This is a genomic window from Catellatospora chokoriensis, from assembly GCF_011297315.1.
Lineage (GTDB): Bacteria > Actinomycetota > Actinomycetes > Mycobacteriales > Micromonosporaceae > Catellatospora > Catellatospora citrea.
This window is the reverse complement of sequence record NZ_JAAOTI010000007.1, coordinates 257,246-280,679: the sequence shown is the minus strand read 5'-3', so window position 1 is coordinate 280,679 and position 23,434 is coordinate 257,246. Positions and strand designations below refer to the sequence as shown.

Here is a 23,434-nt window from a genome sequence, read left to right as displayed (position 1 = left end):
CGCCGCCAGCGTCGCCTGTTTCGGTGACAGGCATCCGGATGCCGGCCATTACTAGCCTTCTGGCAGGACTGGGAGGCACCTTTGAACGAGGCCGAGGCGGACATCCGGCACGCTGGCGCCACCAGCGGATTCGGGCGACTTGACACCTCCTTTCCAGTCGTCACGGCGGTCCTGGCCTCATACACCGAGCGAGCGGCCGCGCCGCTACGGGGCTGGCGGGTGCTCGCGGTGCAACATCTGCAGAGTTCGACGCTCCCGCTGATGGAAGCCCTCTGCCGGGCCGGTGTGGCGCCGGGCGACATCACGCTGATCGGCAAGGCGTACTCGACCCGCGCCGAGGCTGCCGAGGTGCTCCGGGCGCAGGGCGTGCGGCTGCCGGGGTCTGTCGAGATGGACGACCCGGCCGTGAGTTACGAGACCGAGATCGGCGCCGTCGTGGCCGCGGAGGTCGCCCGGATGGCACGAAACCGGTGGGCGGGTCGGCTGCTGGTCCTCGACGAGGGGGCGATCGCCGGCCGTGCCCTGCTCGGACATCCCGACCTTTGGCGGCGGACCCACGTCGTGGAACAGACGACGCGCGGAGCACGCTGGGCGGCCGCCGTGCCGCGGCCGTTCCCGGTGGTTGATGTCGCCAGGTCCGAGGTCAAACAGCATCTCGAGGGCCCGCTGATCGCCGAGTCAATGGCCGCCGGGGTACGGCGGGTCTTGCACGAGCTGGGCCAGGGCGCAGGCACCTTGAGCCTGGGCGTCGTCGGCTACGGCACGGTGGGCCGGCGCCTGGCCGCGTTGCTCGCGGCCGATGGGCACCGGGTCGTCATACACGACAGCGACGCAGTGGCCACGGCGGCCGCTCGGGGTGACGGCCTGTCGACCGACGACCTGCCGAAACTCCTGCACCGGGCTCAGGTGCTCATCGGATGCACCGGCGTTCCGCTGCTCGATCGGACGGCGCTCATCCGGCTGCCACGTCCACTGGTGCTGATCAACGGCGCCTCGTCGGACATCGAGTTCCCGGTGTGGACCGAGCGCGTCCCGTCGCGACGACTGCCGAGCGACCACGACAGCCCGCGGGCGCCCTGGCGTCACCACTACACCCTGGCCGGGCCGGTGCCCCATATGCTCGCGGCGGGCGGGTTCCCCGTCAACTTCTACTGCCAGGACGAGCCGATCCCCGCTCCGAGGTTTCAGGTGACGCGGGCTCTGATGCTCGCCGGGGCATTCCAGGCCGTCAGTCAGCGCACCCCCGGCCTGCATCGACTCGCGGACTCTGCCCAGATCATGATCGAGACAGCCTTTCGGGAGCTGACGTGATCTACCTTGACCATGCCGCCACGTCATACCCCAAACCGGCTCCAGTGCGAGAAGCGATCCTCGCCTGCCTCGCCGCCGGGGGCAATCCCGGCCGTTCGGGCCATCGGCTGGCCATCTGGGCGGAGGAACGGATCTGGGACGCCCGGGAGAGGATCGCCGACCTCTTCCACACCGCGGACGCCTCGCGTGTCGTTTTCACCGTCAACGCCACGATGGCGCTCAACGTCGCGATCAAGGGCCTGGCCCGCCCGCGGACCCGGGTGCTGACGTCGTCTTTCGAGCACAACTCGGTGACCCGTCCGCTGTGGGCGATGAAGGACGTCACCTGGACGGCGATCGCCCCCACCGATGACTCGCCGATCGACCTCGACCTACTCGAACAGGAGCTGCGCAAAGGAGGAGTGGCGATGGTCGTCGTATCGCACGCCTCCAACGTCACCGGCGCCGTCGTGCCGCTCGCTCAGATCCGATCCCTGACCGGCGGGTACGAGGTTCCCCTGGTCCTGGACGCCTCGCAGACCGCAGGTCATCTTCCCGTGCGGGCCGAGGCGGGTGAGGTGCTGGTCTTCCCTGGACACAAGGGGCTCTTCGGTCCGCAGGGGACCGGAGGAATGGTCGTGGGTGATGGGATCACTCTCCACCCGCTGGTGGAGGGTGGGACCGGGGGCCGGTCCGAATCGCCTCGGCAACCCCGGTGGCTCCCTCATGCGCTGGAGGCGGGGACGCCCAACAGCGTGGGCATCGCCGGGCTCGGTGCGGCAGTCCAATGGCTGACCGAGTGCGGAATCGAGGCGATCATGATGCGGGAGGCCAGCCTGCGCGCCCACTTCATCGCTCGACTTCGAGCCATTCCAAGGCTCACGGTCCACGACTGGGCCTCCGAGACCACCGTCCCGGTGGTGTCCATCGCCTTCGACGACATGCCGGCCGCTGAGGCTGCGGCGCGACTAGAGGAGCGGGCCGACGTCATCGTCCGGGCCGGACTGCACTGTGCCCCGCTCGCCCATCGGACCTTAGGGACCCTGCCCGCGGGGACGGTTCGGTTCGGCCTCTCCCACCTCACTGATCTGTCCGAACTCGAGAGCGCACTCGACGCTGTCGCCGACCTGGCCGGAAAACAATGACTCAACTGCTCGACGGGTGCATGTTCTGCCACCGAACGGAATCCGTGATCGCCGGCGGAACCGATTTCTTCGTCCAACTCGACGATGCGCCGATCGTCGAGGGGCACGCACTGGTGATGCCCAGAGCCCACTATCCGTCGATCGCCGATCTTCCTGCTCGGCTACGCGCCCAACTCGACGGCTGGTGTGCGGCGCTGAAGGCGGTGTACCTGGAGGTATACGGTGCCTTTGCCCTGTTCGAGCACGGACGGACCGGGCACTGCCTGATCCGCACTTCCCAGGAGCGGATCTGCCACCACGCGCACGTCCATGTGCTGCCCCTCCAGGGCGACATCGTCCAGCAGATCCAGCTGGGGCAACGGGTCCACGTGTCGGACTGGGAGTCGATCGCCGAACTCGCGGAAGACATCGACGGATACCTGGTGGCGGAGTCGATTTCGAGCGGTCGCGTCTTCTTCCCGGTCACGAGTCGACTACCCCCACACCATCTGCGTACCCTCGCCGCAGGTCTGGCGGGCGATGGCGATCTCGCCGACTGGGAGAGGATGCTCGGGACCCGGCGGAGCCGGGACCTGATCGCGTCGGCCGAGCGCCGGCTTGCCGACCACGCCCGTGATCTGCCGACTCTCCTGACTGAGTCCATGGCGCGAGGCGGCGCCTGATGGCGAAGGGGAACGGGTTCGCCGCTGTCAGCGGCCGGATCACCGCAGTGCCGAGCGAGGTGCTGCACGAGGAGGTGCTGGCACCGCAGTTCGAGGCCGAGGCACGCAATCTGCTGCCGTGGTACCTGGCGATCGAGAAGGCGCTCGTCCTCGAGTCCGTACGGCTCGGCGTCGTGGAACGCGAAGCGGCCCGGCGGATCGCGGTGTTGCTCGACGGCATCGGCTACGAGCACTTGACCGCCGACCCTGAGCAGAACACCTCGGACATCGCCTTCGCGATCGAACTACATGTCCGTGCCGGCCTCGGCAAGGACGCGCCGGCCTGGCATGTCGACCGAAGCCGCAACGACCTCCAGGCATGCGCCCAGCTGATGTACGGACGCGACCAGGTGGCGGCCGTCGCCGGCCAGTTGATCGACCTGATCGGGGTGGTACTCGACGCAGCGTCCCGTCACGTCGACACCCCCATGCCTGGCTATACACATCTCCAGGCCGCACAGGTGATGACGCCCGGTTTCTACCTCACGGCGCTCGTCGAGGAGGTACTGCATGTGCTGCGGCGCCTGACGGCATCCTATGAGGAACTCGACCGCAGCCCGCTGGGCGCCGGCGCGATGACCGGCCAGGAACTCGACTGGGATCGGCAGCAGCTGGCCGACAGTCTCGGATTCCGCGCTCCGGTGCGGCACGCACTCCCGGCCGTGGCGTCACGTGGCTGGGCGCTGGCAGTCGGCGGCGACCTCTCGCTGCTCGGCGTGACGCTGAGTCGTTTCGCCACCGACCTGATGTGCTGGGCGAGTGGGGCGTACGGGTTCATCGATCTGCCCGACGCGCTGTGCGGAATCTCCTCCGCGATGCCGCAGAAGCGCAACTTCCCCGTGCTGGAGCGGCTCAGGGGACGATCCGCCCATCTGACCGGTCTCTCGCTGGATCTGGCCATCGGCCAGCGCGCGACCCCTTACGCCAACATGGTAGAGGTCTCCAAGGAGGCCGCAAGTCATCTGAGCACGCTGTTCGGCGAGACCCGGTCACTGCTGCGCCTGGGTACGACCGTGCTGGCCGGCCTTCGTTTCCTGCCGGAGCCGATGGCGGCGGCCTGCGCGAGGGAGTACCTGGGCGGCTTCACCCTGGCGAACCTGCTCACGCTTCACTGCGGCATCGAATGGCGTACCGCCCAGATCATCGCCGGTCGGTACATCACTGCGGCGATCACTGCCGGTCTGCCGCCGACCGAGCCAGCCCCGGAGCTGCTTCGGGAAGCGGCAAACGCGTACGGGCAACAGATCGAGGGAGCTCGTGACCTGTTGGCCCAGGCGTTCTCGGTCGAACAGGCCCTCACGCGCAAACGCACGTCCGGCTCGACGCATCCGACGCAGGTTCGCGCACTCATGACCGAGCAGCGCCTCGAGGTCGCGGAGCAGGCGGCCCGCTGGCTGACTCGCTCCCTCCGCATCGAACAGGCGCTAGCCGGGCTGAACCACGCCCTCGGTCTGGCCTCCGACGCCGCCGCGGAGGCGGTGGCCGCGTGAGGGTCGGCACGGATGCCACAGCGGTGGCCAACGGCACCTTCGGCGAACTGCTGCAGGGGGTGCTGCCGGACGGCGACGTCGACTTCCTCGTCACCCTGCCGGTGGCGAGATGGGCCAGGGCTTCTTTCAGACTGCTGCCGAGCGGTCCGGTGCGGGTCTTTCCCGCCGGGCGTTGGAAGGCTGCCCGGCTCGCCGAGATGATGTTGAACGCGGCGGGCAGCCGGGCTGGCGGAGTCCTCCGGCTCGACAGTGACCTGCCGGTGGGCAAGGGCATGGCCAGCTCCTCCGCGGACCTGGTGGCCACGGCCCGTGCCGTGGGTGGTTCGCTCGGTCTGGACACGTCCCCCGCCGCGATCGCCGACTGGTTACGGCCGATCGAACCAACGGATGGGGTGATGTACCCGGGGGTCGTCGCGTTCGAGCATCGCAATGTGCGGCTGCGAGCCAGCCTCGGCCCCCTGCCCGCAACCACCATCGTAGGTCTCGACGAGGGCGGGCAGCTGGATTCGATCCAATTCAACCGGCTGCCCAAGCCGTACACCGACGCGGACAAGCACCGGTACGCGGACCTGCTCGCCGAGCTTGCCGATGCGATCCGCGGCGGCGACCTGGCCGCGGTCGGCAGGGTGGCGTCCAGCAGTTGCCGGCTGGGCGACAAGATGCGGGTCCGTCCCCTGCTACCCGCCATGTTCGGGATCGCCGAGCAGACCGGCGCGCTCGGCGTCGCCTGCGCCCACAGCGGCACCTTGCTCGGCCTGCTCTTCGACGGTGCGGACGCGAAGGCGGCCGAGCGCGTCGAGAAGGCAGTCCAGCTCTGCGGGCGCCTGCCGGGAAGGGTGGGCGTCCATCACAGCCTCGCCTCCGACGAGCGCCACGGAGCCAGCGAATTCATGGGAGCGCACCATGCGGTATGACGACATCCTCGACGCGATCGGGCACACTCCGCTGCTGCGGTTGGACGTCCCCGCCCCGTCGGGGGTCGAGGTCTACGCGAAGCTGGAGCTGCAGAACCTCTTCGCGATGAAGGACCGGGTCGCCAAACGGCTCCTGCTGGACGCCAGGCAGACCGGCGAACTCGTCGAGGGAGCGCCGATCATCGAGAGCTCCTCAGGCACCATGGCGCTGGGTTTGGCTCTGGTGGGCAGCAGGTTGGGCCACCCCGTGCACATCGTCACCGACCCGCGGATCGACCCGATCACCCTGGCCAAACTTCGGGCGCTCGGCTGCGCGGTACATATCGTCGAGCAGATGACCGGCGGCGGCTGGCAGAGCGCCCGCCTGGAGTTGCTGGCCCGGCTGCGATCCCGGCTCGACGGCGCGTTCTGGCCCCGACAGTACGGAAACCCGCAGAACCCCGCCGCCTACGCCGCACTCGCCGACGAGCTCAAAGCCGACCTCGGCGACTTCGATGTGCTTGTCGGAGCGGTCGGCAGCGGCGGATCTCTGTGCGGAACCGCACGGGCACTGCTGCCGTCCCTGCCCCGGCTCACCACGGTCGCCGTCGACACGGTCGGAAGCGTTCTCTTCGGTCAGCCGGACAGGCCGGAGCGTCTGCAGAGCGGCTTGGGCAACAGCATCTTCCCGGAGAACCTCGACTACGCGATGATCGATGAGGTGCATTGGCTCAGCGACGCCGAGGCGTTCGGCGCCACCCGGTCGCTGGCCCGCGAGCAGAAGATCTTCGCCGGCAACACCTCGGGCTCGGTCTACCGGGTGCTGCGCCACCTTGCCGAGCAGGCCGCACCGGGCACCCGGTTGGTCGGCATCTTCCCCGACAGGGGCGACCGGTACATCAACTCCGTTTACGGGGAGTCGTCGTCCGAAGATGTCGGACGACCTGTCCAGGTGCGCTACGGCACGCAGGTCAGCCGGTGGTCGTACGCCGTGCTCGGGCGCACCAACCGGCCACGTTTCGTGTTCGTCGAATCCAACACCACCGGTAGCGGAATGGAGGCGTTGCGAACCACGCAGCGGCTGGGGATGGACCCGGTGCTCGTCACCGGCAATCCCGAACGCTACCCAGGCTTGGCCGACGCACCGGCCAGGGTGGTGGTGTGCGACACCAACGACCCTGCTGAACTACGTCGCGTGCTGGACCACGAGTCCGCCGACGGACGACTCGTCGGTGTCGGAACAACCAGCGAGTTCTACCTGATACCCGTAGCGGAGCTCAGTACCGCCCTGGGCCTGGCGGGCAATCCGCCCGCAGCGATGTCCACATGCCGGAACAAGGCGTTGACCAGGGACGCTTTGAAGGCTGCGGGCGTGCGGCAGCCCAGGTACGAGGCTGTGCGAGAGGCCCACGAGGTCGCCGCGGCAGCGGCCCGGATCGGGCTGCCGTGCGTCATCAAGCCGGCCGACGACTCGGGCTCCAACAACGTCCTGCTGTGCACCGACATCGAACAGGCGGTCGCCCATGCGGCGAGCGTCCTCGCGGTGCGTACCAACGTGCGGGGCCAGCAGACCGCCGGCACCGTCCTGGTCGAGTCCTACCTTGCCGCACCCGAATACTCGGTGGAGCTGCTGGTGGGCGACGCGCGGATCGAATGCCTCGGGATCACCGCCAAATATCTGGCCGATCTGCCCTTCTTCGTCGAGCACATGCATGTCTTCCCGGCAGATCTACCGAAGGACGACGCCGAAGAGCTCGAGAAGGCCGCACGGGCGGCCGTGACCGCCTGTGGCATGCGTCAGGGCGTCGCACACGTCGAGCTGAAGCTCACCACCGAGGGACCTGCGGTGGTGGAGGTCAACGGCCGGCCCGCCGGCGGCATGATCCCTGAGCTGATCAGGTTGTCGTGTGGTGTCGACCTGCTCGAACAGCACCTGCGGACGACGGCCGGGATACCGCTGCCGACGCCCGATGCGCCACGCCGCTACGCCGGGATTCGATTTCTTTTGGCCGACAATGCCGGAATCTTGGAACGGGTCGACGGCGTGCCCGAGGCGCAGCAGGTCACCGGTATCGCCCGAGTGACCGTGTCGGCGGCGCCGGGCACGCGGGTGCGACCGCCACGCAATGCCTACGACCGCCTCGGCCATCTGATCGCCGTCGGCCCGTCAGCGGCAGAGGTGCAGGCGGCACTGGCGAAGGCAGTGGACCAGATCAGCCTGGTCGTATCCGAGGGCGGTCCGACCCACGAGGAAGGTCAGAAATGACGCGCATGATCGAACTGCGCAGCGACACGTTCACCGAGCCGACCTCCAGGATGCGGTCGGCCATGGCCGAAGCTGTAGTCGGCAATGACGACTACGGCGAGGATCCGACCGTGCGGGACCTGGAGCGGCAGTCGGCGCACCGGCTCGGCAAGGAGGCCGCGTGCCTCATGCCCAGTGGCACGATGGCCAATCTCTCCGCCATTCTGAGCCACGCCCCACGAGGCTCCAAGGTGATCGTCGGTGACGAGTCGGACATCTACCTGTACGAGGCTGCGGGGGCGGCGGTGTGCGGTGGGGTCTCGTATGAGCCGGTGCGCAACAGGTCGGACGGAACCCTGCCGCTGGACGCTCTCGCCGCGGCCTATCCCCCGGACGACGAGGATCCCCAGTTCGCTCCCGTGGGGCTGATCTGCCTGGAGAACACGCAGAACCGTTGCGGCGGCGCGGTGCTGACGCCGCACTACCAGTCCGAGGTCGCCCGACTGGCGGCTGCCCGGGCTACGCCGATGCACCTGGACGGCGCCCGGATCTTCAACGCGGCAGTGGCCTCGGCAACTCCCGTGGCGGAGCTGGCCGTCGCGGCCGACTCGGTGCAGTTCTGTCTGTCCAAAGGGCTTGGCGCGCCGATCGGCTCGGTGCTCGTCGGCGATGGGGCGTTCATCGCCAAGGCCCGCAGGATCCGCAAGATGTTGGGCGGCGGCATGCGGCAGGCCGGCACGGTCGCTGCGGCCGGGCTGGTAGCGCTGGACGAGATGGTCGACCGGCTGGCCGAGGACCACCACCATGCCAGGCTGCTCGCCGAAGGACTCGCCGCCCAGCCGGCATTCGACCTCGACCCGAAGACGGTGCAGACCAACATCGTGCTGTTCCGCCTGTCGTCGGAGGAGACGTCAGAGGAGGCGTTCCTGGCCGCTGCGCGCCGGCGCGGAGTCGCGCTGCTCGCCTTCGGGCACGGCCGGATCAGGGCGGTGACCCATCTAGGGGTAGGCCTCGGTGACATGGAGGCGGCGATCACGGCCATGGCGGCGGCCGCCGCCGAGACGGCAGGCTCGAAGGGGCGCGAATGAACTCGATCCGCTATCGCGTCGGAGGCGGGCACGCCCTGGCCGGCACCGCAATCGTTCAGGGCGCCAAGAACGCGGTGCTCCCCCTGATCGCCGCCGCCTTGCTCGCCGAGCGGGGGGTGACGGTCCTCCACAACGTCCCGGACATCGAGGACGTCCACTGCGCGAGGAAGCTCGCCGAGGCGGTCGGTGCGCGCGTGGAATTTCACCGCTCGCAGGGCATGATGGTGATCGACGCCAGCACGGTGTCCTCTTCGGTGTTGCCCCAGGAACTCAGCGGTGCCTTCCGCGGCACGGTGTTCTTCCTTCCAGTGTTACTGGCCAGGACTGGGCGAGTCGTCTGCGAGGGCGTGGGCGGCTGTTCGATCGGCAACCGCCCGCTGAACTACTCCTACCGCGCCTACGAGCGGATGGGGGCCCGGGTGCGCGAGTTCCCCGACCGGGTCGAGATCACCGCGGGCAAGCTGGCGGCGTGCGCGCTCTATCTCGACACGCCGTCACATACGGGCACCGAGAACCTCATGCTGGCGGCGGCCGCCGCCCGCGGGCGGACCACGATCGAGAACGCTGCGGTAGAACCCGAGGTCGGCCATCTCGCCGGATTCCTCACCGCCATGGGCGGCGGCGTTTCGGGAACAGGCACCCGAAAACTGACTGTCGAAGGCGCCACCGGCCTGACCGGAGTGGACTGGCGGATCATGCCCGACCGGATCGACGCCGGATTCCTCATCATGGCCGCAGCGATCACCGGCGGCGGGATGACCCTGGCGGGCGCCGAATTCGACGACCTGGGCGCGGCCCGGTTCAAGCTGGACGAACTGGGCGTCGGGCTAGAGCGGGACGGCGGCGTGCTGCGGGTCTCAGGTGACCGGCCGCTGAGCCCTGTGGACGTGGTCACCGACCCTCACCCGGGTTTCGCCACCGATCTCCAGTCCCCGCTGCTCGCCCTGGCGACCCGCGCTGACGGGGAGAGCCGCATCCACGAGCGTGTTCACAGCTCTCGGTTCGCCGTGGTGGAGCAACTGCGGAAGATGGGTGCGGACATCACCGTCGCCGGTTCGACCGCCGTGGTGCGTGGTCGGTCCACGCTCATCGCCGCCGAGGTGGACATCCCCGACCTGCGCGGTGGCACCGCACTGCTACTCGCCGCGCTCGCGGCGGAAGGCGAGACCGTGCTGTCCGGTGCCAGGATGCTCGACCGAGGGCATGCCCGGCTCGTCGAGCGGCTGTGTGGCTTGGGTGCGAAGGTCGTCAGAGAGGTCGTCGATGCGTGAGGTCAAGGCGGTCATCGGCACCGCCGGCTTCGGAAGCAGGTTCTTCCCATACACGGCGGCGGTGGGTAAGGCGATGCTGCCGATCGGCAACCGGCCTGTTGTGGACTATCTGGTGCAGGAGCTCGCCGCCGCCGGAGTGCGGGAGATCGCCTTTGTCGTCCAGCCCGGCGACGACCAGATCCGCCGGTACTTCGAGGAGAACGCTCGGACCAAGCGCTACTTCGAGGAGCGTGGCTGGACCGACAAGTACGCGCCCGTCGCGCGACTTCACGCAGATCTCGCGCAGGTGCGGTTCACCTGGATCGAGCAGCCCCAGGACGGACGCTACGGTTCGGCGATGCCGGGCCTGGCGGCTAGTGGGTTCATCGGTGACGCGGACTGGTTCCTGCTCTCCGGCGACGACGTCGTCCTTCGCGCCGACGGTGGATCGGATCTGAGGGACATGCGGCTGGCCAGGCACCGCGCCGGAGCTGCGGCGGCGATACAGGTGACCGAGGTCAGTAGAGCCAGGGCGCGCTCCTACGGCATGGTCCGGCTCCGTCGCGAAGCCGGCTGGGACGCGCTGGCCGGCATGGTGGAGAAGCCGCAGCCGGGCCAGGAACCCACCCTGCTGGCGAACATCAGTCGCTATCTGCTGGGGCCGGAGCTGCTGGATCGCTTCGCGCGGCTGCGCCCTGACCCGCACTCCGGCGAGTACCAGACACCCACCGCGATACTGGATATCGCGACCGATCATCCAGTCCTGGTTCACCGGATCGCCGGCGAATACCACGACTGCGGCACCCCGGACAGCTGGCTTGAGGCCAATCTCGCGATGCGCCGCATGACGGACCCACACTCGAAGGCCGACCAATGAGAGCACAGCCGAACACCTTCCACTGGCGTTCCCCGACACGGCGGCCATTCACGGTGCTGGGGCTGGGACGATCGGGAATCGCGGCAGCCAACGCGCTGGCCGGAGTCGGCGCGAGCGTTCGCGCCCACGACGAGTCTGACAGGCCCGAGGTTCACGACCGTGTCGGACGTGAGCTCCTGCCCTCGATCGAAGTCGCCCTCGGGGAGTTCCCACCTCCCCGGGAGGGCGAGGTGTACGTCGTATCGCCTGGTTACGTGGCAGACTCGCCGCGCTACCTGGAATTGGCGACTTCCGGATATCCCGTGGTGGACGAGACCGAGATCTTCTACCACCTGATGCGCGACCGGTTCCCGGAGCGGCCCTGCCGGATCGTCGGGATCACCGGGACCAACGGAAAGACGACCACGACCTCCCTGATCAGCCACCTGCTGAGGTCCGCCGGCACGGACGTGGTGACCGGCGGGAACATCGGCGTCCCGCTCTGCTCACAGCTGGACCGGCTCACCCCGGACACGGTCGTGGTGGTGGAACTGAGCGAGATCCACCTTCTCGGCGGCGTCGACTTCCACTGTGACGTGGCGGTGATCACCAACGTCGATTACGACCATGTCATCGGGCTGCCGATCTTCGGTGGGGTGGCGGCGGCGTACCACGAGTGCAAATGGACGATCACCGACAACCTCACCCCCGCCGACACCCTCGTATACAGCGAGGACTGCCCCATCACCGCCCGCATGGTGGCGTCACGTCCGCTGCCCTGTCGCAGCGAGCCGACATCCGTCCACGGCCGTGGGCGCACCGGCTGGTACCTCGACGGGCACGGATACCGCCGGACCGGGGACGTCGCCAACCGGTACGTCGCGCGTCGTTCCGACGTCTCGGCACTGGCAGTCGGCGAGGAGACGGTCCTGCTCGGCGAGCATAACCACAGCAACGTGCTGCTGGCGCTAGCGGCGGTCACCGCGCTTGGCACCCCCGCCGCAGGACTGCCCGAGGGGCTCAGAAGCTTTCGTTCGCCGGCACACCGCATCAACCTGATGACCGGTACGCCACACGGGATGGTCGTCATCGACGACTCGAAGGCGACCAATCCTCATTCGGTGCTCGCGGCGTTGCGTGTGGTCCGCGACGCCTATCCGAGCGATCGGATCGTCTGGGTCGGTGGCGGGCAGCGTGATCAGGCTCCGAAGGATGAGCTGGCCCAGGCGCTGCCGGGGTTGGCTGCAGTCGCCGTGCTGGTCGGCGAGTCCGCGGACGAGTTCGACGCCCTCCTGCGTGACCGGATGCCGACCGTGGTGACCGATTCGATGCGCCAGGCGGCTCGGTCGTGCCTGGACGAACTTCGCGACGAGCCCGGTGTGGTGTTGTTCAGCCCCGCCGCGAAGTCCTTCGACATGTTCACCGATTATGCCCACCGCGCCGCGGAGTTCCGGGCCGCCGTCGGTCAGGCCCTGGCGGAGCGCCAGGCTTCGGCTCCTGGCCCGGCCGACGGCTGACCGCCCGGCCGGATCACCGTTCCGCGGGCAGCGCGGCTCCCGTGACCGCCCTGGCCATCCGGTCGAGGAATGCCTCGCCACCGGCCACCACGGCGATGACGCGGAACCGCCTTGTCTCCTCTCGCAGCACCGCCTCCAGCCGCTCGGCCGGCACGCACCTGGCATGCGGGCCGAGCGCGGCGACCAGATCGGCCTCGGACCGGGCGTCCGAGGCGCTGCGCTCGGCCTCGAGCCGCCGGTGCCGCTCCGTCTGTCCGACGAAGGTCTCGGCCAGATCGGTGATGACCACGTGGTTCATCCTCCGGAGGGCGGCCACGTAGGGCGCCAGGAAACTGCTCAGCCGCCAGGACCGGTTGGGTTGGAAGACCATGAGCACGTCGTCCGGGGCGTGGCAGGCGAGGATCTGATCGACGACCGCGTCCAGGCTCTCCGGCACCGCCGCGTAGGCACCGACGAAGGTCACCCCGCTCTCTCCCACGAGTACCTCGAGCCGGCCGGCGATGCCCTCGTAGTCCACGAGGGCGGCCCGGACAGTCTCGGTGGCGATGCCCAGCCAGTGGGCGGCGGCTGCGGCCGCCAGCAGATTGTGGCCGTTGTACGGCATGCCGACTCGGGCCCGCAGGTCGACCGCCGGCTGTGCAGGGGCCTCCCAGCGTAGGGTGAGGTCGGTGAGCGTGGTCCGCAGCTCGGAGCCGCGATGCCGCGCGGCTGGGCCGAAGCCGTAGCCCACGACCGTGATCCCGGAGTCGATCAGCCGCCGCGCCAGCCGCCGGCTGCCGGGATCGTCCGCGTTCAGGACGGCTGCCCGAAGCCGCTCATTCCCGATCAGCCAGGCGGCGAACTCGTCGATCATGGTGTCGAGATCGCCGTAGTAGTCCAGGTGCTCCCGGTACAGGTTGGTGATGACGACGAGGTCCGGCGTGAAGTTACGCATGGAACCGTCGCTCTCGTCGATCTCCAACACCATCCAGTCGCGGCCGCTTTGCACGCTGGAGCCTTCGCTGCGCAGATGCCACCCGAGGTAGAACCCGGCGTCGAGGCCGGCGCCGCGCAGTATCGACGTCAGAGCTCCGGCTGTGGTGCCCTTGCCCGCACTGCCGAGCACGCCGATGCTCGGACGTCCCTCGACCAATCGTGCGAGGGCCTGGGAACGATGCAGAACCGGGATGCCGAGCCGGTGTGCGGCCACGACTTCAGGGTCGTCCGGCGGGATGATGGTAGTGATCACTACCGCGTCGAGGTCGGAGTTGATGTTCCGGGCGGTAGGACCGTGCCGGAAGTCGACCCCGAGTTCCTGGAGCCGGCGCGTGATGGGTGAGGGCTGCGGGTCGGAGCCGGAGACGGTCAGGCCCAGCTGAAATGCCAGGGCAGCCACGCTCTTCATCCCCACGCCTCCGACGCCGACGAAGTGCCAACGCCGGCCGGGCCACCCGGACGCCCTGGCGGTCACCACGCGCGCCCATGGTGCTTGGCTCTGCGGATGTCCGGCTCGAATTCGACCAGTGCCCTGCAGGTCGCCTCAGGATCGGGTGCGATGTTCCATACCGCGGTCAACGCCGCGGCTGGTATCGAGGCCATGTCGGAGGTGAAGCGCGTGGCCCTCAGATCGACCAGCGTTCGGTCGCCGATCCGGAGCCGGCCGTCCAGGAGGTGGGCGAACGGCGGGGCATGGTAAGGCTGGCGATGGCCGGGCGACTGCTCGGCGACCCGTCGGCTGTGCCGATGGTGCGGGGAGAACACGACGATGTCGTCCTGCTCCTGGAAGCGGACGATGTTCGCCTTCGCAGCAACGTATTGATCCATGTCGTCGTGGTACTTGAGGTCCGGGCCGTCGATGTCCAGCAGCACGGCCAGGGTGGGGCTCACGGTCACGTCCTGGAGCTGGAAGCTCGACAGCGCGAGCACCGCATAGTGATCGGGGGTGGCCTGCTCCACAAGATCGATCGGGGGCCCGGCGACGTTGCCGCCCTGCCACACCTGGTGGCCGGCAGCCGAGAGCATGGCTCCGATCAGGTGGGCGACCACATCGGAGGAGGTGCCGGTGACACCGATGACGGGGGCTCGGCAGTTGTCGAACACGTGGCGGGTCACAGACGTGGTCGCCAGGTCCGCGGGGAGCAGGCGGGGGTCGACACCCGGTGAGCGGACCACGAGGTCGAAATCGTCGAGATCGGCCAGATAGTCCTCGCCGAGCCTGGCAGAGATGCCGGGAGGAACACGGCGTTCGGGATCGCGGTCCCGGATCGAGACCGAGTCGTACCTGTCGGCGAAGTAGCGATAGGCTGCCTGCCCCTCGGTTCCGTAGCCGAGGATAGCCAGTCGGCTCATGAGCGGTCCCATCCGTTCTCTGTCGCGGTCCGATTTGACGTCACGGAGCGAAGGCGCGAGCCTCTTCCCTGGCGTGGACGCCGTGCGGTGTCACCAGGACGTCGAGCGCGGTTCGCTGCCAGGTGGCGTATGCCTGCTCCACGGTGTCCACGACCGGCTCCTGGCTGTTGAACGAGGTGTTGAGCAGCACACCGATCCCGGATCGGCGCTTCCACTCCTCCAACAGGAGGCGGGGCATCCCCTGGTCCTCCCGCGAGATCACCTGCGGACGGGTGCTGCCGTCCACGTGGGTGATCCCGGGCAGCCTGTCGGAGGTCACCTGCGTCACGTAGCTCATGTACCTGCTCGGCACGTCTGGCGCGAAGTACCTGGCGAAGTCCTCCTCCAACACCATGGGGGCGAGCGGTCGGTACCACTCGCGGTGCTTCACCGAGTTGTTGATCCGCGCCCGGATTTCCGGGATCCGGGGGTCGGCCAGGATGCTGCGGTGCCCGAGCGCACGCGGACCGTTCTCCGCCTGGCCCACGCAGACCCCGACCGTCCTGCCCTGGAGGAGGTGCTCGACGGCAGCTGACGCGATCGACGGGTCGTCCGCGCCGCCCACGTCGGCACCGAGATACGGGGACCAGGCCCGTGGCTGCCGGGTTTGGTCCATCACGTGGTGCCAGGTGAACAGGGCCTGTCCCAGCGCAAGCCCGCAGTCGCTCGGCTGGGCGGGGACCCAGGTGTCGCGGAAGAGCCCGCTGGTGTGCAACGCCGTGTTCGCGACGCAGTTCATGCCGCACCCACCCGTCGATACCAGGTAGTCGTCGCCGAAGACCCGGGCCAGCCGCTCCGCGGCGCGAAGGTAGGCGTCGGTGGTGAACGCCTGGACCGAGGCGGCCAAGTCCTGGGCCGTCGGATCGGTGGCGTCGAGCACCTTGTTGGCCATCAGTGCCTCGGGAAGCGGCGAACGGGGGGCGCTGTGTGCTGCCTCCCACATCGCCTGCACGAGCTCCGGTCTTGCTCTGCCGTATGGCGCCAACCCCATCAGCTTGCCCGCGCCCTCGAGGCGGCCGTAGCCGAGGTAGTACTGGCCGATGGAGCCCCAGAGGCTCCCGATGTTGAGCTCGCCAGCCGGGTGCGTGTTCCCCCAGCCGTACTCGATCTCGACGATCCGATGCCCCTCGCCCCGAGCGGCCGCCACGGTGCGGGCATCGCCTCCGCCGTCGGCGGACAGGACGGTGGCCGCCTCGAAGGGGCTGGTGTAGTAGCCAGTCGCGATGTGGCCGAGGTGGTGGTCCACCGACACGCAGGGGTAGGTGCGCCCGAGCAGCCTGATGTCGTGCCGGCTGAACCTGGCCTCGGGTGCGCAGCGCAGTCCCCGCTGAAGGTAGTCGGGCCGCGAACGGTACGAGGATCCGGTCAGGTCCCAGCCGTCGCAGGAGTCCGAGCCGCCCTCGCGTATCAGGGGGTTGATGGCCACGCAGTCGATGTCCTCGGCGCGCCAGCCGTACTGGTCGAGCAGGCTTTCGAGATCCATCCGGCCGCTGTCGTGGCGGATCCGGGTGGTCCGCTCCTTCTCGATGACGGCCACCGCTCTGCCGTCCTCGAGCAGGCAGGCTGAGCTGTCGTGTCCGAAGTACAGCGAAAGAATTCGCATGCCGGCCCCCCTCTCCGGGATGATCACTCATGTTTCTGGCTGTGCCACGGGTGCGGCAGTCCCCTGAATCCGGGACCTGCCGGCCGCGGAGCTACGGCTGTCGAATGGCGGCTCGCCGCCCGTCAGAGCATCGCGCGCACGTTCGCCATGACGGCACCGAGGAACTGACCCACGACCGACGCCTCGACCGACTCCGATTCGTAGCGCACGGTCAGCTGGGTCTCCCGGCCGCCGCAGCGCACGACGGCGCTCAACCCGTCGCGCAGCGTAGGCCCCACCCCGCCGAGCTGGATCCGGTCTCCGAGACCCGACTCCACCGCCTCGGGGTAGTCGATGTCCAGATAGACCTGCGGCCGCCAACCGGACACCGGTCGCCGACCGGGCACCAGGCTTCGGGCCAGCACCGTCACGGGCAGCGAGTGCTCCATCGCGGCTGCCGTCTCGGCCTGCCAGCGCCGTGCCAAGGTGCCCAGGTCCTCACCCGGCTCGATCTCGACCCGCAGGGGCGTCACCCGGGTGAACCAGCCGACGGTGTGCCGCCACCGCGGGGGGCGGATGCTGAGCGGGCTCACCAGCCCGGGTGCGCGCAGACCGCCGTCGGCGTGCATGGCTGCGGCGAGTGCGGCGGCGAAGACGGCATAGGGTGTGACCTCCAGGCGCGCACACGCGGTGAACAATGCACGGGACTCGTCGACGTCCAGCGCTCGATTCTCCTCCGCCGCCGTACGGCGGCCCGGTGGCGGCTCCGCCGCGCCGGCGAGCCGGAACTCGGGAAGGATCTGCAGCGGATCGACACGCGTGCGCCAGTGGCCGAGCCTGCGGGCCAATTCCTCACCGGTGAGTGTCGTCTGCTCCCATTCGGCATAGCTTCCTGCTGGTTCGGCGGCGCGGCGCCAGACGGTCGGGCCGGTCTCCCGTGCGGCGTAGGCCTGGCCAAGATCGTTGAGCAGGATACGCATCGAGGTCCCGTCCACGAAGAAGTGCTTCGCGGTTATCGCCAGACACCAGGTGTCGGTGGTCGTGCGCACCACCAGCGCCCGAAAGTTGGGTCCGGTGGTGACGTCGAACTCCCGGCCCCATTCGTCGCGGAACAGCGTGTCGAGTTCGGCACGGGGCATCGAGCGGCCGTCGACCTCACGCACCGGCGGTGGCAGCGGGCCGGCCAGACTGGCCGTCGCCGTCTTCGGGTCGAGGATGGTGCGCAGTGCCGGATGCCGCTCCAGGACGTCCTGCAGGGCCAGACCGAGACGCACCGCATCGAAGTCGCCGTTGATGGCCAGCAGCCGCATCACGCTGCCTCCGCCCAGCCGGCCGGTGGCCTGCCAGACGGCATTGTGGGCCAACCGGTATCGCTGGGTGAAGGAGAGCGGCACCTGCACCGCTTCCTCGGCGGCCGACGAGCCGCTGACCAGGGCTGGCATACTGTCACTCCTTTACCGGTATGGACTGCCGATCGGGCACCGCCGTCGCCGTGCGGCCACCATCGGCCCCTGCGGGATCGGGTCGGGGCGTCGTGCGTCCGGCGGACCGGGCAGTCTCGTGTGCGTTGAGGGCGCGCTCGACTCGCGCGCGGCCCTCCAGGACCACTCGTCGCAAGGCGGGTTCGGATCCGGGTTGTGCGAGCCACTCGTCCGCGGCGGCCAGGGTGGCCGAGGACAGGACGTAGGAGGGGAAGAGCCCAGCGGCGGCTCGTTGGGCGGCCTCGTCGGGGCTGTGCCAGAGTCCCCCGAGGCCCGCGAAGTACCGCCGGACGTAGGGCTCGAGCAACCGGCTCTGCTCCGGCTGGCAGAACCCGGCGATCAGGGCGCGGCGTTCGGCGTTGCCGGTCCCGGAGGAGCCGATGGCGGCCCAGGCATCGGCCTTGGCCTCCGCTTCCGGAAGCGCGGCCGTCGCCGCCGCAGCGTGCAGCAGTGCGGAGGCCGTAGGGGCCCGATGGACCTCGGCGGCTATCGCGGCGCGGTCAATGTGGCCCGTCGCGGCCAGTCGATGCAGTGCCGCCCAGCGGCGTTCGTGGTCGACGGCCATCCCTTCGATGACGGGCAGCCCGTCGAGCAGGTCGTGCAGCACCCGCACCTGCGGTTCCGAACGCGCCACCGCGGCGAAGGCGTGGAACCAGGCGAGCTGCCGATCGCTTCCGGGGGCCGTTCGGCGCAGCCGGTCCAGGCAGTGATCGGCCCAGCGCACCCGCTGAGCCGAGGCCGTGTCAGGGTCTGCATAGAGGTTCAGGGCCACCTTGGCGTTGTGCTGCAGGGATCCGAGGACCTCGAGCTCGCCCTCCCGGTCCGCACCGGCTATCAGCAGGTCGAGATAGGCGGTCGCGGCCAGCTCGCCGTTGCGGGTCATGTCCCAGACCATCGCCCAGCACAAGGCACGGGTTACCGGATCCGCCAACCCGCCGATGTGGCGGGTGAGGGCGGTGAGCGACACCGGGTCCATCCTGGTGCGCGCGTAGGACTGGTCGCCGTCGTTGAGCACCATCAGCGCCGGCCGGCGCCGCCCGCGAAGTCCGGGCACCTCGGTCCGGTCTCCGTGGACGGCTACCTGGATTCTTTCGGCCAGGACCAGCAGGCCCCGGGAGCTGATGTCATACAAGCCCACGGCGATCTGATGACTGCGGGGGGACGGCGTCTTGGCCACGGTGAACGATGTGATCGTTCCGTCACCGTCCACCGCCACCTCCGGCCGCAGCATGTCCACGCCCGCTGTCCGCAGCCAGGCTTCGGACCAGGTCGCGAGGTCGTGGCTCGAGGCGCCTTCGATCGCCCGTAGCAGGTCGTCGACGTCGGCGTTGCCCCAGGCGTGCTCCCGCAGATAGGCGTGGATGCCCTGGCGGAAGGCCGTCGCGCCCACGGCGGCCGAAAGCTGCCGAAGCACCGCGGCGCCCTTGACGTAGGTGATGCTGTCGAAGGTCCCCTCGACGTCGGCGATGTGCTCGACGTCGGCGGCGATCGCATGCGCGGACGGCAGCTCGTCCTGGAGGTACGCGCGGTTCTTGTCGAAGGCCGCGAACGCCGCTCGAACGGAGTCACCGTGCATGTCATCCGCACCGGACTGGCACACCAGCGCGAAGTAGGTGGCGAAGGACTCGTTCAACCAGAGGTCGCCCCACCACCTGATGGTGACGAGATCACCGAACCACATGTGGGCCAGTTCGTGCAGGATCACCATCTCGCGCTTGGCCAGCGCGGCGCCGGTCGCCCGTGAGCGGAACAGAAACTGGTCACGCATCGTCACCGCGGCCGCGTTCTCCATCGCGGACGAATTGAACTCGGGCACGAAGACGTGGTCATACTTCTCGAACGGATAGTCGTGGCCGATGAGGTCGCGCAGCTGCCCCAAACCTCGACGCAGCACCGGAAAGATCTCGCCGGCGTCCAGCCACGGGGTCAGCGACGCACGGCAGTACAGCGCGAGTGGGATCTCCCGATCTGCCTCGCGATGGGTGTCCCGGACCACGCTGTACGGACCGGCTGCCACTGCGACGACATAACTGGGGATACGCCGGGTTGGCGCAAACGCGTGGACCTCGCTGCCGTCGGACAGCCGCCGAGGGGCCGGGGCGGGGGCGTTGCCGACGACGACCCACCCGGGCGGGGTCGTGACGGTGAAGGTGAACGGTGCCTTGAGGTCTGGCTGGTCGAATACCGCGAACACGCGACTGGCCTCGGCGACCTCGAACTGTGTGTAGAGGTAGGTGAAGCCGTCGGCCGGGTCCACGAACCGGTGCATGCCGGCCCCGTCGCGGGAGTAGGCGCAGTACGCAACCACGCACAGGACGTTCTCCGCGGCGAGTTCGGGCAACGTGATGCGGCCGTCGCGGCAGACCTCCGACGGCGAGAGGTGCATGCCGTTCAGCACGACGCTGTGCACTGCCACCGCCCGCAGGTCGATGAAGCTCGTTGCGGGGCCCTCGCAGGCGAACCGCACCTCGGTGATCGAGGGAAACGTCTCCTGCGACAGTGCGGCTGAAAGGTCGAGTTCAACACGATAGGAGTGGATATCAAGGAGCCGGGCGCGCTCGCGTGCTTCCGCGCGGCTGAGCCGGTTGCGCACCGTCCCGGCACCGTCGGTCTGGGTGGGCCCGTCAAGGGCGGGTGGATAGGCGGTCACGCCAGGTCGAGCCGTCCTGACGCGCGGTCCGCGTCGATCCACCAGCGCAGCAGGACGCCGGCGGCGAGCATCCAGCCGGTGCCCACCAGCAGTTCCCACGCGACCTGACCACCGGGTGCCGCCTGCGGAACCTGGCCGAGCAGTGCCCGCAGTGCCCGCAGCCCGTGCGTCACCGGGAGGATCTCCGAAAACACCTGCAACGGTCGAGGCCAGTAGCTGATGGGCACGTTCACCCCCGCGAAGACCGCGACCGTTAGATAGGCCGCGTTGCTCGCGACCTGCCGCAGCCCTTCGAACCGGTAGACGAGGGCGGCCAGGAAACAGCCGAAGCAGTAGCAACTGATGGCGACCGCCAAGAGAACTGGCGGAACGAAGAGCACCCCCGGGAGCGGTAGCGGGAGCCCGAAGGCGATGACCAGCACGGTGAGCACGATGATCCCACTGGCCAGGCTGAGCACCAACCGGATGGCGTTGCGGGCCAGCAGCGTCACCACGTGGTCGGCAGGCGAGCCGACCAGGGGCAACAAGAACCCGCTCGTACGCTCGGCCGCGGCGCTCTGCGCATGCGCCACCCCCTGCATGGCTATGATCGCGAGCACGTTTCCGACGAGGAGATACTGCACCAGACCCGGGCCGCCCACGTACTTGCCCACCATGCTGAAGAAGATGACCTGGAACAGCAGCCTGACCACGTATCCACCGAGCCAGGCCCGCAAGCTGAACAGGCTCCGGAACTCCTGATAGCCGGCGACGGCCGCCGCTCGGGCAACTCTCCAGGGCGCCAAAGTCATCGCGATGAACCTGCGCACTCCTCCCGTCACCACGACACCCGCCCGGTTCGCCGCAGTCGTCGGGTGATGCCGGCCAGCAGCAGGCCGCCGACGACCGCGGTAGCGGTGCCCAGACCTAGCACCCAGGTCAGACTCGACGCTGGTGAGCTCAGCTCCTCCGGGCGTAGGCAGGCACGGGCGAGATCTGCGGCCCAGGACAGGTAGAAGGCGCGGGAGATCGGGTACACCCCATCCGGGAGCAGGGCCACCGGCGTGAAGATGCCACCCAGAACGTATAGGGGGTAGTTGAGGAAGTTGGCCGCCGCGCCACTGGAGCGGCCCAGCGCCAGTACCCCCGCGAGCAGCGCGGCGGTCGGCACCGTCGCCAGCGCAGTCGCGCAGAGGCAGGCAGCGAACCAGCCGGGGTGAGGGATGGCCGGACGGGCACCGAACGCGCCCACGCCGATTATCCACGCCTCGCCGAAGCCGATGAGGCCGATCGCGCAGGTGACCGTCACCCGGCCCCACAGGTAACGCAGAAAGGAGGCCGGTCCGGCAAGGACCAGGTCCAACATGCCCAGTCCCCGATCAGCCACCACGCACTGACCGCCCAGTTCCAGCGTCACCGACCAGAGACTCGCGAGTGCCGGTGCGAGGACCGCCGCTCCGGCGAGGTCCTCGCGGTGTGCGACCCGGACGATCGATAGCAGCACGGCGGTGGTGAACGGGATGCCGATCAGGATTCCCACACTGCTCGGCTTGGCACGGAAGAGCATCCACTGGTATGAGGCGCCCGCGCGGAAGCCGCCCACGGAGTCAGCCATCGACCGGCTCGCCTCCCAACAGCGCGAGGTAGACGTCGTCGAGTGTGGGCCGGATGACGCGGACACCCGTGCAGCCGCCGTCGACCAGAGTTTTCAGCGCGGCGCGCAGCCCGGCCTCGGACGCGGCCGATATCCGGGCGGTGCCGTCGGCAGCGGAGTCCACCGAGGTGATCTCGGGCAGGTCCTTGATCCGTGCGAGCAGCTCGACTGAGGCGTCATCCACATCGATCTCGGTGGGCACGCTGGACCAGCGTGCAAGAGCCGCCGGGGACGCGGTCGTGAGGATCGAACCTTTGTTGATCAGCGTCACGCGGTCGCAGACCGCCTCGGCTTCCGCAAGGTCATGGGTGGTGATGAATATCGTCGTGCCCTTGGCCCGCAGGTCGGCCAGCAAGACGCGGAAGTCCCGGCGGGCCACCGGGTCCACCCCGATCGTCGGTTCGTCGAGGAAGACGACCCGTGGATCGTGCAGCAGGGCGCGGGCCAGATGAAGTCGCTGGCGCATGCCTCGCGAGTAGGTGTTGATACGGCTGTCGGCCCGGTTCAGCAGGTCGAACTGCGCGAGCAGTTCGTCACAGCGCTCCAGCGACCTCGTCTTGGACATGCCGTACATGGCCGCCCAGAACCGCAGCGACTGGCGAGCCGTCAACCAGGGGTGCAGGCCGCCACCCCCCAGCGAGACGCCGATCAGCCGCCGGACGGCCGCCGCCTCCCGAACGACGTCGTGCCCGAGGATGCTCGCCGCTCCGGCAGTCGGCAGCAGGACGGTGCTGAGAATCTTCACGAGGGTGGTCTTGCCGGCTCCGTTCGGGCCGAGCAGCCCGTGGATCTCTCCGGGCTGGACGGTCAGCGAGACCGAATCCAGCGCGATGCGCGGCGTGCGGGTCTTCCGGTGGCGACCCGGCTCCTCGTAGAGGCGGCCGAGCCGGCGGATCTCGACAGCCGGCGGGCTGGAACCCAGGATGTCGCTCTGTGCCACGCGCGCCCTCCCTGGTGCTCCGTACTGCGCCGACACCGCCCGGGGCGGCAGAGGCCGACTTTAGACACCAGCCACCGCGCAGACACGACGCCGGTTCAGGGGACTCGACCGAGGGTGGTAACGAGGCGATCCTGCGTACGACATACCGCGTCCTGGTTGGCCGTGTGCCCAAGGCATCCCAGCCGTTCCGTAACGGCTGCCCCACATAGCGGGACTTGTGTGCGGAGGTTCGTCCCCGCCTGGGTGACCAGGTGCCTGGGTCGGCTGCGGCCAGGTCGGCTCCGCGCCTGGGAGTCGTTCCGGTGG

18 protein-coding genes are annotated in these 23,434 nt (G+C 69.0%); 10 read left to right on the top strand and 8 right to left on the bottom strand.

The features are described 5' to 3' along the window. Positions 1–81: 81 nt before the first annotated feature. The 10 genes from HAV39_RS13460 to murD are packed head-to-tail and all read left to right on the top strand — an operon-like array spanning position 82 to position 12,475. Positions 82–1,311 (top strand): NAD(P)-dependent oxidoreductase, encoded by a 1,230-nt coding sequence (locus HAV39_RS13460; RefSeq protein WP_191839531.1) that lies wholly within the window; start codon positions 82–84, stop codon positions 1,309–1,311. Further along, a complete protein-coding gene (locus tag HAV39_RS13455; RefSeq protein ID WP_191839530.1) occupies positions 1,308–2,435 on the top strand; it encodes an aminotransferase class V-fold PLP-dependent enzyme in 1,128 nt (375 codons plus the stop codon). Before HAV39_RS13460 ends, HAV39_RS13455 begins: the two co-directional genes overlap by 4 nt. Then, positions 2,432–3,097 (top strand): HIT family protein, encoded by a 666-nt coding sequence (locus HAV39_RS13450; RefSeq protein WP_191839529.1) that lies wholly within the window; start codon positions 2,432–2,434, stop codon positions 3,095–3,097. Before HAV39_RS13455 ends, HAV39_RS13450 begins: the two co-directional genes overlap by 4 nt. Then, complete coding sequence (locus HAV39_RS13445; protein WP_191839528.1) at positions 3,097–4,626, top strand: argininosuccinate lyase; 1,530 nt, start codon at positions 3,097–3,099, stop codon at positions 4,624–4,626. Before HAV39_RS13450 ends, HAV39_RS13445 begins: the two co-directional genes overlap by 1 nt. Continuing rightward, positions 4,623–5,540: a GHMP family kinase ATP-binding protein gene (locus HAV39_RS13440; protein WP_191839527.1), complete on the top strand. Its 918-nt coding sequence runs from the start codon at positions 4,623–4,625 to the stop codon at positions 5,538–5,540. Before HAV39_RS13445 ends, HAV39_RS13440 begins: the two co-directional genes overlap by 4 nt. After that, positions 5,530–7,785 carry a pyridoxal-phosphate dependent enzyme gene (locus HAV39_RS13435; RefSeq protein WP_191839526.1) on the top strand — a complete coding sequence of 752 codons (2,256 nt, stop codon included), beginning with the start codon at positions 5,530–5,532 and terminating at the stop codon, positions 7,783–7,785. Before HAV39_RS13440 ends, HAV39_RS13435 begins: the two co-directional genes overlap by 11 nt. Positions 7,786–7,790: 5 nt before the next feature. Next, positions 7,791–8,852: a GntG family PLP-dependent aldolase gene (locus tag HAV39_RS13430; protein ID WP_191839525.1), complete on the top strand. Its 1,062-nt coding sequence runs from the start codon at positions 7,791–7,793 to the stop codon at positions 8,850–8,852. After that, a complete protein-coding gene (gene murA / locus HAV39_RS13425) occupies positions 8,849–10,123 on the top strand; it encodes a UDP-N-acetylglucosamine 1-carboxyvinyltransferase (protein WP_191839524.1) in 1,275 nt (424 codons plus the stop codon). The genes HAV39_RS13430 and murA overlap by 4 nt, the downstream gene beginning before the upstream one ends. Then, positions 10,116–10,979 carry a sugar phosphate nucleotidyltransferase gene (locus HAV39_RS13420; RefSeq protein WP_191839523.1) on the top strand — a complete coding sequence of 288 codons (864 nt, stop codon included), beginning with the start codon at positions 10,116–10,118 and terminating at the stop codon, positions 10,977–10,979. Before murA ends, HAV39_RS13420 begins: the two co-directional genes overlap by 8 nt. After that, on the top strand, positions 10,976–12,475 hold the full coding sequence (gene murD / locus HAV39_RS13415; protein ID WP_191839522.1) for a UDP-N-acetylmuramoyl-L-alanine--D-glutamate ligase: 1,500 nt from the start codon (positions 10,976–10,978) through the stop codon (positions 12,473–12,475). The genes HAV39_RS13420 and murD overlap by 4 nt, the downstream gene beginning before the upstream one ends. A 13-nt stretch (positions 12,476–12,488) precedes the next feature. Here the strand turns inward: murD and HAV39_RS13410 are convergent, their stop codons facing one another. The 8 genes from HAV39_RS13410 to HAV39_RS13375 all read right to left on the bottom strand — a co-directional run bounded on the left by HAV39_RS13410 (position 12,489) and on the right by HAV39_RS13375 (position 23,128). Then, positions 12,489–13,928, bottom strand: a complete 1,440-nt coding sequence (locus HAV39_RS13410; RefSeq protein WP_191839521.1) for a Mur ligase domain-containing protein — start codon at positions 13,926–13,928, stop codon at positions 12,489–12,491. Beyond that, the gene (locus HAV39_RS13405) at positions 13,922–14,803 is read right to left on the bottom strand and encodes a Mur ligase family protein (protein ID WP_191839520.1); all 882 of its coding nucleotides are present in this window, start codon (positions 14,801–14,803) and stop codon (positions 13,922–13,924) included. The genes HAV39_RS13410 and HAV39_RS13405 overlap by 7 nt, the downstream gene beginning before the upstream one ends. A 40-nt stretch (positions 14,804–14,843) precedes the next feature. Beyond that, positions 14,844–16,445 (bottom strand): carbamoyltransferase C-terminal domain-containing protein, encoded by a 1,602-nt coding sequence (locus HAV39_RS13400; protein ID WP_191839519.1) that lies wholly within the window; start codon positions 16,443–16,445, stop codon positions 14,844–14,846. 122 nt (positions 16,446–16,567) lie between these two features. Beyond that, a complete protein-coding gene (locus tag HAV39_RS13395; protein WP_191839518.1) occupies positions 16,568–17,866 on the bottom strand; it encodes a condensation domain-containing protein in 1,299 nt (432 codons plus the stop codon). Between the two features lie 4 nt (positions 17,867–17,870). Beyond that, on the bottom strand, positions 17,871–20,555 hold the full coding sequence (gene pepN / locus HAV39_RS13390) for an aminopeptidase N (RefSeq protein WP_203736110.1): 2,685 nt from the start codon (positions 20,553–20,555) through the stop codon (positions 17,871–17,873). Beyond that, on the bottom strand, positions 20,552–21,346 hold the full coding sequence (locus HAV39_RS13385) for an ABC transporter permease (RefSeq protein WP_191839517.1): 795 nt from the start codon (positions 21,344–21,346) through the stop codon (positions 20,552–20,554). Before HAV39_RS13385 ends, pepN begins: the two co-directional genes overlap by 4 nt. A gap of 26 nt (positions 21,347–21,372) precedes the next feature. Beyond that, positions 21,373–22,149: an ABC transporter permease gene (locus tag HAV39_RS13380; protein WP_191839516.1), complete on the bottom strand. Its 777-nt coding sequence runs from the start codon at positions 22,147–22,149 to the stop codon at positions 21,373–21,375. Further along, entirely contained in the window at positions 22,142–23,128 is a 987-nt protein-coding gene (locus HAV39_RS13375) for an ABC transporter ATP-binding protein (protein ID WP_203736112.1), read from the bottom strand. The genes HAV39_RS13380 and HAV39_RS13375 overlap by 8 nt, the downstream gene beginning before the upstream one ends. Positions 23,129–23,434: the final 306 nt, after the last annotated feature.

What these genes read in the sequence shown, in the direction of transcription:
- HAV39_RS13450 (WP_191839529.1), top strand. Translation starts at nt 2,432, where the DNA reads ATGACTCAACTGCTCGACGGGTGCATGTTCTGCCACCGAACGGAATCC.
- HAV39_RS13445 (WP_191839528.1), top strand. Translation starts at nt 3,097, where the DNA reads ATGGCGAAGGGGAACGGGTTCGCCGCTGTCAGCGGCCGGATCACCGCA.
- HAV39_RS13435 (WP_191839526.1), top strand. Translation starts at nt 5,530, where the DNA reads ATGCGGTATGACGACATCCTCGACGCGATCGGGCACACTCCGCTGCTG.
- HAV39_RS13430 (WP_191839525.1), top strand. Translation starts at nt 7,791, where the DNA reads ATGATCGAACTGCGCAGCGACACGTTCACCGAGCCGACCTCCAGGATG.
- murA (WP_191839524.1), top strand. Translation starts at nt 8,849, where the DNA reads ATGAACTCGATCCGCTATCGCGTCGGAGGCGGGCACGCCCTGGCCGGC.
- HAV39_RS13420 (WP_191839523.1), top strand. Translation starts at nt 10,116, where the DNA reads ATGCGTGAGGTCAAGGCGGTCATCGGCACCGCCGGCTTCGGAAGCAGG.
- murD (WP_191839522.1), top strand. Translation starts at nt 10,976, where the DNA reads ATGAGAGCACAGCCGAACACCTTCCACTGGCGTTCCCCGACACGGCGG.
- HAV39_RS13405 (WP_191839520.1), bottom strand. Translation starts at nt 14,803, where the DNA reads ATGAGCCGACTGGCTATCCTCGGCTACGGAACCGAGGGGCAGGCAGCC.
- HAV39_RS13400 (WP_191839519.1), bottom strand. Translation starts at nt 16,445, where the DNA reads ATGCGAATTCTTTCGCTGTACTTCGGACACGACAGCTCAGCCTGCCTG.
- HAV39_RS13395 (WP_191839518.1), bottom strand. Translation starts at nt 17,866, where the DNA reads ATGCCAGCCCTGGTCAGCGGCTCGTCGGCCGCCGAGGAAGCGGTGCAG.
- HAV39_RS13385 (WP_191839517.1), bottom strand. Translation starts at nt 21,346, where the DNA reads ATGACTTTGGCGCCCTGGAGAGTTGCCCGAGCGGCGGCCGTCGCCGGC.
- HAV39_RS13380 (WP_191839516.1), bottom strand. Translation starts at nt 22,149, where the DNA reads ATGGCTGACTCCGTGGGCGGCTTCCGCGCGGGCGCCTCATACCAGTGG.